This window comes from Gracilibacillus halophilus YIM-C55.5 (assembly GCF_000359605.1).
Classification (GTDB): Bacteria; Bacillota; Bacilli; order Bacillales; family Amphibacillaceae; genus Gracilibacillus; species Gracilibacillus halophilus.
In genome coordinates this window covers 46,709-60,525 of sequence record NZ_APML01000060.1, presented here as the reverse complement: position 1 = coordinate 60,525, position 13,817 = coordinate 46,709, and the positions used below count along the sequence as shown (strand labels likewise).

Genomic DNA, 13,817 nt, shown 5'->3' with positions numbered 1-13,817 from the left:
TTTCTGTCTTCATTCGCTTTTAACACTATCGTAGTAGAATAATAAATAATATCTGAAAAGTCACAATTTTTTAACTATATCTAAACCTATTGACGAATCCTTACCAAAATGCTATGATTTCTCTTAGTCATTAAAAAATAGTATAAAACTCTTATCCAGAGTGGTGGAGGGAACGGCCCTATGAAGCCCGGCAACCGTCAGTTTCTGATAGGTGCTAATTCCATCAAAGCAGTCATCACTGTTTTGAAAGATAAGAGGACGAATCGTGTGCCATATCATCCTTTCTGTCCTCTTATGCAGAAAGGATTTTTATTATGGAAGCCTTGAAAGGAGTCCGCATATGATTAGTATCAAAAACTTATCCAAGTTGTTCCAATTAAAACAGCAACAGATTCAAGCTGTTGATGATGTTTCTTTAGACATAAATAAAGGCGAGATCTTCGGTGTCATTGGTTATAGTGGTGCTGGGAAAAGTACATTTGTCCGACTAATCAACCGACTTGAGGAACCAACAGATGGAGACGTATCCATTCATAATGAGGATATAACGAAGATGTCGAATCATCAACTCCGGAAAAAACGGCAAAAAATAGGGATGATTTTTCAACACTTTAATCTACTCTGGTCTCGAACCGTGTATGAAAACATCGCTTTTCCATTAGAGATCGCTGGCGTACCACGAACAGAACGAAAAGTTAAAGTGCTAGAACTCATCGAATTAGTCGGTCTATCTGGCAGAGAAAATGCTTATCCATCTCAACTCAGTGGTGGTCAAAAGCAGCGTGTTGGTATCGCCAGAGCATTAGCTAATGATCCAGAAGTACTCTTATGTGATGAGGCCACCTCAGCACTTGACCCTGAGACAACGGACGATATCTTAGAATTGCTTGTCTCGATTAATAAAAAGTTAGGATTAACCATTATCCTAATTACACATGAAATGCACGTCATTCAGAAAATATGTAACCGTGTCGCTGTAATGGAAAACGGAAGAGTAGTTGAAACCGGTGATGTCTTAGACGTATTTGTGAAACCACAATCAGAGACAACGAGACGCTTTGTTCAACAACTCAATCCATTAGAATACGAGAAAGATAGACTTTCTTCATTTATTAACGAGGACAGCACAAGCGAAGTAATTAAACTTCACTTCGTCGGTAACCATGCCAAACAAGCATTAATCAGCCAAGTCATCAAGCAGTTCGATATTGACGTTAATATACTGCAAGGATCCATTGCGCCAACTCAAGAAGGTGCTTATGGCACACTATTTGTCGAAATCAATGGGAAAGAATCTGTCTTAAAAGAGGCTATTTCGTTTATCGAAAATGCTGGTGTCGAAGTCGAGGTGTTACATGATGTGGAATGAATTATTTCCAAATGTCGTCATTGAAGATTTATGGATCGCAACAAAGGAAACACTTTATATGACAACCATTTCAGTTGCTGGCACATTAGTGTTTGGCATAATGCTCGGATTACTCTTATATTTAACCGATCGTGGCAACCTTTGGCAAAACCGTACAATTAATATGATTACCGCTACGGTTGTAAACATATTTCGTGCGATACCATTTATTATTTTAATTTTATTATTGTTCCCTTTTACCGAATTTATCATTGGTACTATTCGTGGATGGGAGGCTGCCCTGCCAGCATTAATTATTGGCGCTTCACCATTCTATGCTCGCTTAGTTGAAATTGCCTTGAAAGAAGTTGATAAAGGAGTCATCGAAGCTGCCAAAGCAATGGGAGCAAAAGGACACACGATTATTTTTAAAGTATTACTACCTGAATCAATGCCAGCTTTAATTTCTGGAATTACCGTAACTGCCATTAACTTAATTAGTTACACCGCAATGGCTGGTGTCATTGGCGCAGGCGGTTTAGGCGATCTCGCATATTTAAAAGGATTCCAGCGCTGGGATTTTGATGTCGTAGTTGCCTGTACAATCTTAATTGTTGTTATTGTGTTTATTTTCCAATTCATTGGGGATCAACTATCCAAAGCGATAGATAAAAGATAAAAACTTATACAGAAAGGGAGATCTATTATGAAAAAATTACTTACACTATTACTTGCTACACTGTTTCTCTTTGGTCTAGTAGCATGTGGCACAGCAAACAATGAAGGAGATAGTGCTGATAACGCAAATGGTTCAGCAGAAGGAAACGAAGAAGAAACTGGTTCTGAAAATGAGGAAACGACATCAATTACCATTGGTGCAATGAGTGTTCCTCACGCTGAAATATTGGAAGAAGCACGACCGTTATTAAAAGAAAAAGGAATAGAAATCAAGATTGAGGAATACCAAGAGTTTGTACTACCGAATGAAGATTTAGCTAATGGTGTCATCGATGCGAACTACTTTCAACATACGCCTTATTTAGAACAACAAATGGAAGAAAAAGATTTCGATTTTGCGAACTTAGGTGGCATTCACATTGAACCAATGGGCATTTATTCAAAAAATATTGATAGTTTAGATAAGGTTGAAGAAGGTACAACTGTAATTATGAGCCGTTCTGTTTCCGATCACGGCCGTATATTATCGCTGTTACAACAAGAAGAATTAGTTAAGATCGATGAGGATGTTGACCCAGTTGATGCAACGATCGAAGATATTGTCGAGAACCCACGGGATCTTCAATTTGATGCAAGTATAGATGCTGGTTTATTACCACAATTTTATGAGCGTGAAGCAAATGCAATTGTTGCGATTAATACCAATTATGCGATTGAAGCAGGTCTTGTACCAAGCGAAGATGCTTTAATTGTGGAAAGTTCTGATTCACCATATGCTAACGTAATCGCTGCTCGCAGTGAAGATAAAGATAATGAAGCATTGCATACGCTCGTCGATGTTTTAAGATCTGAAGAAATCCAAACCTTTATGGAAGAAGAATATGACGGTGCTATAGTACCTGTCTCCGAATAAACGAAACAAGCTGGCGTTTCACAAACGCCAGCTTTTTACGTTTACCCTACATGATCTCTATAACGATATTTGGCCATACTGATCCACGTGCCTATCGCCCAAACGATAATCAATACAACAAGTGAAAGCCACGTCACATTTTCCACGGGTAATTGAGGAATATGCGAATAACTCGAAACATTGACTAACCACTCTGGTATATCAATGAGATCACCGAGATATACAGTAATAAATGAAAACACGACATATACCCACACGATTGATGTCCATTTAGGAACAAATGCGAATAAGAGACTCGCAATGACAAGAACGACCCAGATCGCTGGCACATAAACCATACCCGCTTTCATAAAGATCGAAAAAGAGAGTGGATCAGCCATAACCATCATAGAACTTAACCATAAGCCAATCACCGATAACAATAAAGCCAACGGACCGACTACACATCCTATGCCGACATACACGAAGAATAAGCGTATTCGTGAAACGTTTTTCGTATATAAATGTTCTAGTCTTTCCTTCTTCTCTTCGCTACGAATGTTTAAAAAGGACGTGACTGCCGGTATCGTTGCAATAATTGCCAGTATGACCATCAACTGAGTGATAAATTGTTCGGTAACTGAATAATCTGGATGACTCGCGATGATTTGCTGAATCATGTCATTATTTTTAATAAAACTTTCTAAATCGCCAAAAATGGATCCATAGGAGATACCTAACAAGAACATACCGACTGACCAAGCAATAATCATTGTCCGCATCATTCGTAACGTTAAGCCTAAAGGTGAACAAAGGAAACGCGATGCCGTTCTTCTCCCTTGTTTTGATGGTAGTAATCCAGCTCCCATATCTCGTCTTTGATGCAAATAAAATGCAACGAACACCGTTATAACAAACAATAACACCCCTACAAGCACTGGCCACCACTGATTGTTCACATATACTTCTGTCCTTAATATCAGCCCTAATGGTGACATTAAACTTAACGGCTCACTCGCGACATCACCAATTGCGCGGATGATATATAGCAGTATCAGCCACCCAATCGACATTCCTAATGTGCCCCGGCTCGTTTCACTCAATTGGGCGAAAATCGCAGTACATCCAGTAAAGATTAGCCAGTCACTGCTAATGAAACCCCATATAAAATCGAGCCTTCTACAGGAATTCCTTCAATATTGGCGACAGACAAGCTACCACCAATCAATACACCGACTATAATATTCAATGCACTCACAAGTATCACTGTAGCTGTTAATGGCGCTAAACGACCAACTGGTAATGAGCGTAGCCATTCATTTCTCCCGTCTTCCTCTTCTGCTCTTGTATGTTTACTCACAAATAAAATACTCATGATGGCAAAAACCATTGCTGTAAAAAGGAACATTTCATGAGCCATCATTGCCCCATTTGTATAGTTATCAACACCATACCCTGGTCCAATCATGGCGATCATTGCTGGATTTTTCATCGTTTCTGCGGCAGCTTGTCGCTCAGCATCTGACTGATAAAGCCCAGTAAATGCCGATGCTGTGACTACAGTTACAAAAACAAGCGCAACTGACCACACTAAGAAACGAAAACGATTGAGGCGCCACTGGAAAGCGAGCATTTGCTTATATTGAAAAAACATCAGCCATTCATCCTTTCTATCGTCTTATCTTTGTTGATTCTCATAATGGCGGATAAATAAATCTTCTAATGTGGGTGGAATGCTTTCCAATTTTATAATTTGATAACGACTCAACGCCTCCATCACAGTAGCCATTTGTTTCTGATCGACTTGAAACGTCCATTCTCCTCCATTTTCTTCTGCCTCATATACACCCGTCCAATCATGTAAATCTGCAATCGGATCTCTTGTTTTGATAACTAAGTTGGTTCGCGTTAAATGTCTTAATTCCTCTAAAGTACCTGTCTCAATGATTTCGCCATCTTTAATAATACCAATTCGATCACAAAGTTGTTCGACTTCAGAAAGAATGTGACTCGATAATAAAACCGTCTTCCCTTTTTGCTTTAATTCTTCTACCGCTTCTTGAAATGTTCTCTCCATTAATGGATCAAGACCTGATGTCGGTTCATCAAAAATATATAAATCCGCATCTGAAGCTAAAGCTGCCACTAAAGCGACTTTTTGCCGATTCCCTTTTGAATATGTACCGCATTTTTTCGTCGGGTCTAGTTGGAATCGCTGAATATAATCATCACGTTTCTTTCGATTCATATTTCCATGTAATTGTAGAAAAACATCAATCACTTCTCCCCCAGTTAGATTTTCCCATAATTGAATATCACCAGGGACATAAGCAATACGTTGGTGAATGGCTACCGCTTCTTTCCATACGTCTTTTCCAAAAATCGTCGCTTTACCTGACGAACGCTGTAAAATTCCTAGTAATATCCGAAGAGTGGTTGATTTACCGGCGCCATTAGGTCCGATAAAACCGTACACTTCGCCTTGTTTCACTTCTAAATCGACACCTTGTAATGCCGTAAATGAACCAAATCGTTTCGTTACATTCTCTGTATGAATGACATTCATGGAAGCCCTCCTCATAATAACATTATGTTATGCTAAGCATATGCACCATTATGCGAAAAATCAATACCCAACAAAAGAAACTATGTATATTCGCAATATTTATTTTTCTGCTATAATAGGTTAAAAGGTATTAGCTTACATAAGATTTGAATCTATTCAGGAGGAACAACATGAATCAACTATCAAATGATTCGCAACCATCCTTTTATCATTTTTTTAAACAGATGCCTGATCCTATCTTCATTATAAAAATTCATCACGATGGATCACAAGAAATCGTTGATGTGAATGAACGCGCCACTGAACATACGGGTTATACAAGGGATGAACTGATCCATATCAGTCCTTTCGACATCATAGAAGATGCGTTTCTTCAGAAAATGACGATTGATCATCAATATTTACGCGAACAACAGTCGATGCAATTTGAAGCGGTACATCTGACGAAAGACCACCAACAGATACCCGTACGCGTCAAACTTCAAGTCGTTTCATTTGCAGATGAGGATTATATGATCGCATTGTTTCAGGATATTTCAGATAAACGCCAAACCGAAAACGTTTTAGCCTATACCAATCAACAATTGGAATCCCTGTTTCATTTCAATCCTGATTTAATTTTTATGTTGAATACGGAAGGTTTTTTTACGAATATTAATCCAGCAAACGAAGCTATATTACAATACTCCAAGCAAGAATTGATAACGAAACGGTATATTGACTTGATTCATGACACTGACATATCCCGTGCTAAAGAAAAATTCAAACAAGTGCTCAAAAATGAAATCGTACAATTAGAATTAAAAATTTACAATAAGGCGAATGAAATCATTGAGATGGATGTAACAGCCGTTCCTGTCATTATCGATGAAGAAATCACGGGTGTTATTGGTATTGCACGAGATATCACGGAACAAAAGCAAGTCAAACAACAATTGGAAACTAGCGAACAACGATATCGCTCTCTTTTTGAGAACAATATTGATGCAGTGCTTACTCTCGACCTAGAAGGAAATTTTCTATATTTAAACCAAGCAACGGAAGCACTTATGGGATACAAAGCTGAGGAATTACTTCACACACCATTTCTTCCTCACATCGTTCCAGAAATGCAATCATACACGTATCAACAATATCGAAAAGTACTACGTGGTCACCCGATTCAATATAAGACATGTATGTTTCATAAAAATAAGCAACGAGTGTATTTACATGTTACTGTGATCCCCATTGTTATTAACAGAAAAGTAACGGGGGTACACTGTATCGGAAAAGATATAACCGAAAACCAGCATTTAGAAGATCAATTAAATTATATGGCTTATCATGACTATTTAACAGAATTACCGAATCAACATCATTTTCAATTTCAACTGCAAGCATTAATCGAACAATCAAAGTTAAACGATAACCAATTCGCCTTATTCTTTTTAGATCTCGATCGCTTTAAAAACGTAAATGATTCATTGGGACACGAATATGGTGATCTTTTACTAAAAAAAGTAGCGAATCGACTACAACAACAACTGACTGCTACGGAAACAGTGTTTCGCTTTGGCGGAGATGAATTTATCATTCTTCAAGAAGAGACTAATGATGAGAAAACAAATCTACTCGCTCAGTCATTAATGGATCAATTATCACAACCATATGAGATAAGAGGATTGGACATTGTAACCACTGTAAGCATCGGTATCAGCATGTTTCCACATGACGGAGACTCTAGGCAATCTTTAGTAAAAAAAGCAGATAATGCGATGTATCATGCCAAACGGTCAGGAAAAAATATGTATCAGATGTATCAAGAATCATTAGGTTATCAAATTTATGGAAATATTGAATTAGAAACATTATTACGAAAGGCGCTCGAAAGGAATGAATTTCAGTTATTTTATCAACCAAAAGTTAGTGGAAACACTGAGGAAGTCATCGGTGTCGAAGCCTTGATCCGGTGGAATAATCGCGAACATGGCTTAATCTCACCAGGCGAGTTTATTCGATTAGCTGAAGAAAGTGGTTTAATTATTCCGATTGGCAAATGGGTTCTATATGAAGCCTGCCGCCAATTGAAAGAATGGCATGCCAATGGATATTCGTCTATCACAGTATCCGTCAACCTATCGATGCGGCAATTTCACCAATCAGACCTAGTGACAACGGTCGAACAAATTATTCATGAGACACAAATCGATCCCATGTATGTAGAACTTGAAATTACTGAGACAATGACGATGGATGCTGAAGCCGCACTGTCCATTTTGCGTGATTTGAAACAAATTGGAGTCAAAATTTCGATGGATGACTTTGGTACTGGGTATAGTTCACTTAGCCATCTAAAGAGATTTCCAATCGACTATCTAAAAATCGACCAATCATTTATCCGTGATATTATTATTGATAAAGATAATCAAGATATTGTGGATACGATCATTATGTTAGGACATAACTTAGACATGCAAATTGTTGCTGAAGGTGTCGAAACAAAAGAACATGTCACCTATTTACGTCAACACCATTGTGATATACTACAAGGTTATTATTTTAGCAAACCATTAACGCATGAAGCCTTTTACGAATGGCTAACACAGGAATCAGAATAAAAGGAGCTATCTCTTCTTATGTATCATATACCAAAAGACAGCATCATCACCGTATCTGGAACAGTCGGTGTCGGAAAAACAACGATGACAAAAACGTTAGCAAAAGCGCTCCAGTTTAAAACTTCGCTCGAAGAAGTGGATACGAACCCCTACTTAGAGAAATTTTATCAAGATTTCGAGCGTTGGAGTTTTCACTTGCAAGTTTATTTTTTAGGCCAGCGTTTTAAAAAGCAGCAACAAATCGCAGAAGCTGGCGGTGGCTATGTGCAAGACCGCTCCATTTATGAAGACCATGATATTTTTGCACGAATGCACTACGATAAAGGTACAATGACACCGACCGACTATCACACTTATTATCAGTTGTTTGAGTCGATGGTGATGACACCTTACTTTTATCATCCAGATTTATTAATCTTTTTGGATGGTTCGTTTGATGATATTTTGGCAAGAATTAAACAACGCGGTCGAGACATGGAAGTACATACAGCAACTAGTTACTGGAGAGAAATGTACGAGAGATACCAAGAATGGATTGAGAATTTCGATGCATGTCCAGTATTACGAATTGATATTAATGAATATGATCTTACAGAAGACCCTCAATCGATCGATCAATTTTACAAAAGATAGAGAAAAGATTAGCTAAATGATGAAAGGGAGAACTGATAAATGACTACGATTTGTCTAGTAAGGCATGGGGAAACGGATTGGAATGTCGCTGAACGACTGCAAGGAATGACTGATATACCGTTAAATGATCGAGGCATACGTCAAGCTCAAGCGTGCGCTAATTATCTGAAAGACGCTGCTTGGGATGTAATCGTAACAAGCCCATTGCAACGGGCCCGAAAAACCGCGGATATCATCAATCAATCATTACAAGTGCCATTAACTGAGCTAGATGAATGTAAAGAACGTAGCTTTGGTGATGCTGAGGGGATGACGATAGAGAAGAAAAATCAAAAGTATAAAGATGCACCCATACCTAATCAAGAAGATCGGGCCACATTTCGCAAACGGGTATTATCTGGTATCAGTAAAATCAATCAACGGTACCACGGTCAAAAAGTCCTTCTCGTCGCACACGGTGCAGTAATTGGCACCATTCTGCGTGAATTTACAACGAGTGAAATGAATGCAGGTCATACAAAATTGCTTAATGCTTGTATCAGTAACATCGCTTTTCACAGTAATCAATGGGAAGTAAGAAACTTTAACCAAGTCGACCATCTGTCAGAGTAACTTGATTTTTTCCTTCAGACAACAACCTCGATCACCGCTGTTTGAAGGGAATCGAAGCTGTATGATGCAAACAGGGAATAGCACGCTTCATGTTTGCATCATATACTCATTATTCATGCAAACAGTCGATTTCTTCAGTTCTGTTTGCATGATAAATGCTTACGAAACGAAATTATTCATAAATCCCCATCGTCTGGCTCACTTCTTGAACAAATATGATTCCTTTCCCTGGCTCATCAATGTTTAATTCATTTCTAATCGAACGAACGATATCATCTGTTTTATCTTCTTCAGAAAGAATCATGACTAATTCTTTTTCGGGTTCAATATTCATTGAGAATAACTTACCCGTTTCATGGACACCAGATCCCCTTGCGTTCATGATTGTGCCACCCTTTGAACCAGCTTTCATCGCCGCATCGATGACATCTTCAGCATTTCCTCTGTCCACGATTACACTAATATTTTGATACATGGTTTGATCCTCACCACTTTCTTCATCTGTAGATTTTTCGTCATACTGCACCGTACAGCTCCTTGTTCCTAAGAGGCTTGAAATAGATGTTGTAAAAACAATCCCATGATTCCGTTTATCAAAATGAAATACGTTATTTAAATGATGTAATACACGAGTTGTCCTTCGTTTGTCCGTTATCATAAACACAATTTCTTTGCGTATATCGGATACACCAAGTAAATTGAGAATTCGATTACTCACTGTTCCCCGACCGATAAAGATCGTTCCACCTGAAACACCTTTTTTCTTGGCGGCCTTTATCACTTTACTGCCTAATCCAAATTTAACGACTACACATACAAGGTCATGCTGAGACATATCCTCCATCTATTCCAAACCTCCTTTTTTCGACTTCGCCCGATATAACAACCCTAACAATTGCAACGTAATCAGTGGTGTCAAAGCGACCATCGCGATCATACCAAATCCATCTACGATTATACTAGCACCTTCAGTCGCATCTGCTGCTCCATGCGTGAACGCCAATACAAATGTAGCTGTCATCGGTCCCGAAGCCACACCGCCCGAGTCAAAGCCGATACCGACAAACAATTTTGGTGCGAAAAACGTGAGTCCCACAGCAATTGCATATCCTGGCAATAAATAATGCCATAATTGCAGTTCAGGAATTAAGATCCGAATCATCGATAAAGCAATCGCTATACCGACACCAATGGCTAGTGTAAATAAGACAACTTTACGTTTCACATAACCGCTGGTAACGTCTTCGATTTGATGTGTTAAAACATAGACAGCTGGCTCTGCTAATATCGTAACTACACCTAAACAGAAGCCAACGGTAACCACAAATAGTTTATTTTCCATTGAAGCAATACTCGAACCTAATTGACTGCCTAATTCCATAAAGCCAGCATTGACACCAACGAGAAATAGCACTAAGCCAATAAAGGTAAATACTAAACCAAATAGTATCCTTTGAAAGGTTCTCTTAGATAGCTTAAAGGATATTTTTTGAAAAAGCAAAAAGATGAAAATAATTGGGCATAACGCGAGTAAGACTTCTTGTGATATGGGCAGTAATTCGTGAAGGAACGGGCTCATAACGGCATCACCCGTTGTATGTGCTTGCTTCATACTTCCGGTTAAACCATCTGTTTGAGAGAACATACTCATTAACATCACAGTGATAATGGCTCCCGTCGACGCAATCGCAACGAGACCGAAACTATCCTTTTCTGAAGCCTTACTATCTTTCTTTAATGTTGAAATACCGACAGACAAAGCGAGTATAAACGGAACGGCCATTGCACCAGTAGTCGCACCAGATGCATCAAATGATATAGCAAGATAATCAGGAGGTGTAAATATCGCAATAAGAAAAATGACGCTATATAACATAATCAAGATTTTATATAGTGGTATACTGTAAACAATACGGACTAGACCTAGTGATAAAAGGATTGCAATGCCAATCGCAACCACAATAACGATCGATAATTTAGACAGATCGCCACCTGTCACACTATCCACTTGACCAGCAAGAATATGTAAGTCTGGTTCTGCAATTGTAATAATAAAACCTAAAATCAAACCAGCGATAATCACAATTGATAATCGATTTGATTTTGCTATTGCCTTTCCCATTCGATTCCCAATTGGTGTAATGCCGATATCAACACCATACAGAAAGATACCGAGCCCTAAAACAATACTAGCTGCACCTATTAAAAAGCGGACAATTAAAATGGTATCAAGTGAAGTAAGCGTAAAATTCAAAAAAAGGACAATGATGGTAATCGGAAGGACAGCCATCAATACTTCCAGAAGCTTGGAGAATAAAATATTCAATTTCGTCACATTCCTCTCTTCCGTTGTCTCTAATTATATTCTGTTCAACATGTAGGATTTCCATTAATAGAATGAGGCGAATGATGGAGATATAAACTGTTATTTATCATTATAACATAGCGACTCTTTCTCAATACAGTAAGACGCAAAGGCAGTCTAGCCTAAATACTGTTTCATTTATGATTGACGAATGGATTGGAAATATTTATGATAATTATGTAAGCGCTATTTACAAGTGGAAGGAGGATCAATGATGATTCGTAAAGCCTTTGTTATGAAAGTATATCCTGACAAACATGAAGAATACGAACAAAAGCATCGCGATATCTGGCCTGAATTAGTTACAGCATTACGCCATCATGGTGCAAAGAATTACTCCATTTTTTTAGATCCATCGACAAGTATGTTATTCGCTTATGTTGAAATTGAAAATGAAAAAACATGGGAACAATTGGCTCAGACTGAGGTTAACCAAAAATGGTGGCGTTATATGGAACCACTTATGGAAACGAATTCAGATAACAGTCCCGTGACCGTTAACTTAAACGAAGTCTTTCATATGGATTAGTGATACCGTAGCTGTTATCATGAGGAGTAAGAACAGATTCAATGGAGGACTATTATTGTGAAACAAGGACACGATAAACCATTTAATGACGTTATCGATCATCAGCAAAAAATTACTGGGAGTGTCACGTCAACTGGTGGTCGCTTGCCTCGCGCTATTCGTGTACTAGGCATGGTTTTATTCGGCAGTTTCTCTATCCTGATTATCTTCGGAATGATTTTACAATACTTTTTCTCATAACCATACAAATGAGAGACATGAGAGTTGATAACATTTTAACGATTACTAGGAAATGTTCTATTACAGAGAGAACATTTCCCGGTAATCCGTGTAATAACTGGGAAATCCGTAATGACTGAGGAGGAGATTTCCCAGTAAAATATGAATTACTGGGAAATCTATTGATTATTTCATGTCGATTTCCTTGTAATATCAAAATTACCGGGAAATCGTCACATAACGCAAACTAGTTTTCCCGGAAAAACTTTATGATCTCCATTTTCTATGCAAATAATTACTTCTGCTTCTTCTGTTTGACGCATATCATGCTGTCACATGTCTGGTTCATCTTGACGCTGGCGCAGGAAAAGCACCTCATGGCATTGATATTAAAGCCTTACCTGGTATTAGTGGAAGTTGTTAAATAATTATAAAAGCTGTTGTGCTGATTGAATCAGTACAGCAGCTTTTTTTTGATCAGCGTAAATCCATAAAAAGCCTGTTTTTTTGCACATTCTGCCTATTAGGTGAATATCCTATAATTGTTAGAAAGGAGAGTGTTGAACGTGTATCATCAACAACATCAGCAAGAAATGGTACATCCAGAACAATTTAAACAGATGTGCGAACAATATATGAATTACCACGTACTTGGTGAACTGAATGACGGGACACAGTTTGAAGGGATCATCGTTTCGATCAATCAAACAAATGTAACGATATTAGTAGCAGAAGATGTAGATGAACAACAAATCACGATGAACCGACAATTCGGATATGCACCCGGTAGACGCTATCGTCGTTATCGCAGAAGAACATATCCTTTTAATCTATTTAGAGGATTATTCCTTTATCCATTTTTTTATCCGTCTTACCCTAATTACGGCTACCCGTATTACTACTAGCTATACAAATAAGGTTATATGTCGTTTAAAAAGATTAGCAAATTATTTTTGCTAATCTTTTTTCTCATTGACGGAAAGGATTATGATCCCAGATACATTTGTCGATTTTTCTTTAAAATCATAAAAATATAATCATTAATGATCTTCTGTCATGTCAAAGGTGTTTGCGATTACAGTCTTTTTCATATAAAGGTTGAGCTGTTTCCATGAAAAGTAGAATATGTTATTTTAGAGTAGGCCTTTTTATTTATTCAAAAAATATTGCAATTACATAAAGGAAGGTTTTATATGAAAAAAATACTAGGCAATCTCTCAATGTTTTGGAAGATCATGATCATTGTCCCGATTATTGTCGTTTTTCTTGGTGTGCTTACGTTCATTAGTTATAACAACGCTTCAACTGAACTAAACAATGCAATTAATGAACGCATGGGGCCAAACTAAACCAAACAATTGAAGAAATCGACAAG

15 protein-coding genes and 1 riboswitch are annotated in these 13,817 nt (G+C 37.9%); of the genes, 10 read left to right on the top strand and 5 right to left on the bottom strand.

The window, feature by feature from the left end:
• Positions 1-148 precede the first annotated feature (148 nt).
• A riboswitch (SAM riboswitch) is annotated at positions 149-257 on the top strand.
• 83 nt (positions 258-340) lie between these two features.
• From J416_RS12260 to J416_RS12250, 3 genes are read left to right on the top strand one after another with little or no spacing between them, the layout of a single operon-like run.
• Positions 341-1,369 carry a methionine ABC transporter ATP-binding protein gene (locus J416_RS12260; protein ID WP_003472651.1) on the top strand — a complete coding sequence of 343 codons (1,029 nt, stop codon included), beginning with the start codon at positions 341-343 and terminating at the stop codon, positions 1,367-1,369.
• A complete protein-coding gene (locus J416_RS12255) occupies positions 1,359-2,027 on the top strand; it encodes a methionine ABC transporter permease (protein ID WP_003472645.1) in 669 nt (222 codons plus the stop codon). Before J416_RS12260 ends, J416_RS12255 begins: the two co-directional genes overlap by 11 nt.
• 27 nt (positions 2,028-2,054) lie before the next feature.
• Positions 2,055-2,939: a MetQ/NlpA family ABC transporter substrate-binding protein gene (locus J416_RS12250; RefSeq protein ID WP_003472642.1), complete on the top strand. Its 885-nt coding sequence runs from the start codon at positions 2,055-2,057 to the stop codon at positions 2,937-2,939.
• A gap of 41 nt (positions 2,940-2,980) precedes the next feature.
• Here the strand turns inward: J416_RS12250 and J416_RS15835 are convergent, their stop codons facing one another.
• From J416_RS15835 to J416_RS12240, 3 genes are all read right to left on the bottom strand, one after another.
• The gene (locus J416_RS15835) at positions 2,981-3,991 is read right to left on the bottom strand and encodes an ABC transporter permease (protein WP_156809592.1); all 1,011 of its coding nucleotides are present in this window, start codon (positions 3,989-3,991) and stop codon (positions 2,981-2,983) included.
• Between the two features lie 62 nt (positions 3,992-4,053).
• Positions 4,054-4,572, bottom strand: coding sequence for a hypothetical protein (locus J416_RS15830; RefSeq protein ID WP_156809591.1), 519 nt, complete (start codon positions 4,570-4,572; stop codon positions 4,054-4,056).
• A gap of 24 nt (positions 4,573-4,596) precedes the next feature.
• Positions 4,597-5,484: an ABC transporter ATP-binding protein gene (locus J416_RS12240; RefSeq protein ID WP_003472640.1), complete on the bottom strand. Its 888-nt coding sequence runs from the start codon at positions 5,482-5,484 to the stop codon at positions 4,597-4,599.
• Between the two features lie 170 nt (positions 5,485-5,654).
• Here J416_RS12240 and J416_RS12235 point away from each other — a divergent pair, with 170 nt between their 5' ends.
• Genes J416_RS12235 through J416_RS12225 form a run of 3 tightly spaced genes read left to right on the top strand, consistent with a single transcriptional unit; the run spans position 5,655 to position 9,329 of the window.
• Positions 5,655-8,084 carry a sensor domain-containing protein gene (locus J416_RS12235; protein ID WP_003472636.1) on the top strand — a complete coding sequence of 810 codons (2,430 nt, stop codon included), beginning with the start codon at positions 5,655-5,657 and terminating at the stop codon, positions 8,082-8,084.
• An 18-nt stretch (positions 8,085-8,102) separates the two neighbouring features.
• On the top strand, positions 8,103-8,717 hold the full coding sequence (locus tag J416_RS12230; protein WP_003472633.1) for a deoxynucleoside kinase: 615 nt from the start codon (positions 8,103-8,105) through the stop codon (positions 8,715-8,717).
• A 39-nt stretch (positions 8,718-8,756) separates the two neighbouring features.
• Positions 8,757-9,329, top strand: coding sequence for a histidine phosphatase family protein (locus J416_RS12225; protein WP_003472631.1), 573 nt, complete (start codon positions 8,757-8,759; stop codon positions 9,327-9,329).
• Between the two features lie 172 nt (positions 9,330-9,501).
• On the opposite strand, the gene J416_RS12220 is transcribed toward J416_RS12225, so the two are convergent.
• Together J416_RS12220 and J416_RS12215 are read right to left on the bottom strand one after the other, a co-directional pair.
• Complete coding sequence (locus tag J416_RS12220; protein ID WP_003472630.1) at positions 9,502-10,173, bottom strand: P-II family nitrogen regulator; 672 nt, start codon at positions 10,171-10,173, stop codon at positions 9,502-9,504.
• Positions 10,174-11,664 (bottom strand): DUF1538 domain-containing protein, encoded by a 1,491-nt coding sequence (locus J416_RS12215; RefSeq protein WP_003472628.1) that lies wholly within the window; start codon positions 11,662-11,664, stop codon positions 10,174-10,176.
• A 244-nt stretch (positions 11,665-11,908) separates the two neighbouring features.
• Between J416_RS12215 and rhaM the strand changes: the two genes are divergently transcribed.
• From rhaM to J416_RS15825, 4 genes are all read left to right on the top strand, one after another.
• A complete protein-coding gene (rhaM, locus tag J416_RS12210; protein ID WP_003472626.1) occupies positions 11,909-12,223 on the top strand; it encodes an L-rhamnose mutarotase in 315 nt (104 codons plus the stop codon).
• Between the two features lie 57 nt (positions 12,224-12,280).
• Positions 12,281-12,463, top strand: a complete 183-nt coding sequence (locus J416_RS12205; protein ID WP_003472623.1) for a hypothetical protein — start codon at positions 12,281-12,283, stop codon at positions 12,461-12,463.
• 545 nt (positions 12,464-13,008) lie between these two features.
• Positions 13,009-13,347: a hypothetical protein gene (locus J416_RS12200; protein WP_003472620.1), complete on the top strand. Its 339-nt coding sequence runs from the start codon at positions 13,009-13,011 to the stop codon at positions 13,345-13,347.
• A 288-nt stretch (positions 13,348-13,635) separates the two neighbouring features.
• Positions 13,636-13,791 (top strand): hypothetical protein, encoded by a 156-nt coding sequence (locus J416_RS15825; protein WP_156809590.1) that lies wholly within the window; start codon positions 13,636-13,638, stop codon positions 13,789-13,791.
• The last annotated feature ends 26 nt before the right edge of the window (positions 13,792-13,817 follow it).

Coding starts and splice junctions, on each gene's coding strand:
- J416_RS12220 (WP_003472630.1), bottom strand. CDS start 10,173: ATGGAGGATATGTCTCAGCATGACCTTGTATGTGTAGTCGTTAAATTT.
- J416_RS12235 (WP_003472636.1), top strand. CDS start 5,655: ATGAATCAACTATCAAATGATTCGCAACCATCCTTTTATCATTTTTTT.
- J416_RS12260 (WP_003472651.1), top strand. CDS start 341: ATGATTAGTATCAAAAACTTATCCAAGTTGTTCCAATTAAAACAGCAA.
- J416_RS15825 (WP_156809590.1), top strand. CDS start 13,636: ATGAAAAAAATACTAGGCAATCTCTCAATGTTTTGGAAGATCATGATC.
- rhaM (WP_003472626.1), top strand. CDS start 11,909: ATGATTCGTAAAGCCTTTGTTATGAAAGTATATCCTGACAAACATGAA.
- J416_RS12255 (WP_003472645.1), top strand. CDS start 1,359: ATGTGGAATGAATTATTTCCAAATGTCGTCATTGAAGATTTATGGATC.
- J416_RS12250 (WP_003472642.1), top strand. CDS start 2,055: ATGAAAAAATTACTTACACTATTACTTGCTACACTGTTTCTCTTTGGT.
- J416_RS15830 (WP_156809591.1), bottom strand. CDS start 4,572: ATGTTTTTTCAATATAAGCAAATGCTCGCTTTCCAGTGGCGCCTCAAT.
- J416_RS12240 (WP_003472640.1), bottom strand. CDS start 5,484: ATGAATGTCATTCATACAGAGAATGTAACGAAACGATTTGGTTCATTT.
- J416_RS12225 (WP_003472631.1), top strand. CDS start 8,757: ATGACTACGATTTGTCTAGTAAGGCATGGGGAAACGGATTGGAATGTC.
- J416_RS12230 (WP_003472633.1), top strand. CDS start 8,103: ATGTATCATATACCAAAAGACAGCATCATCACCGTATCTGGAACAGTC.
- J416_RS15835 (WP_156809592.1), bottom strand. CDS start 3,991: ATGTCGATTGGGTGGCTGATACTGCTATATATCATCCGCGCAATTGGT.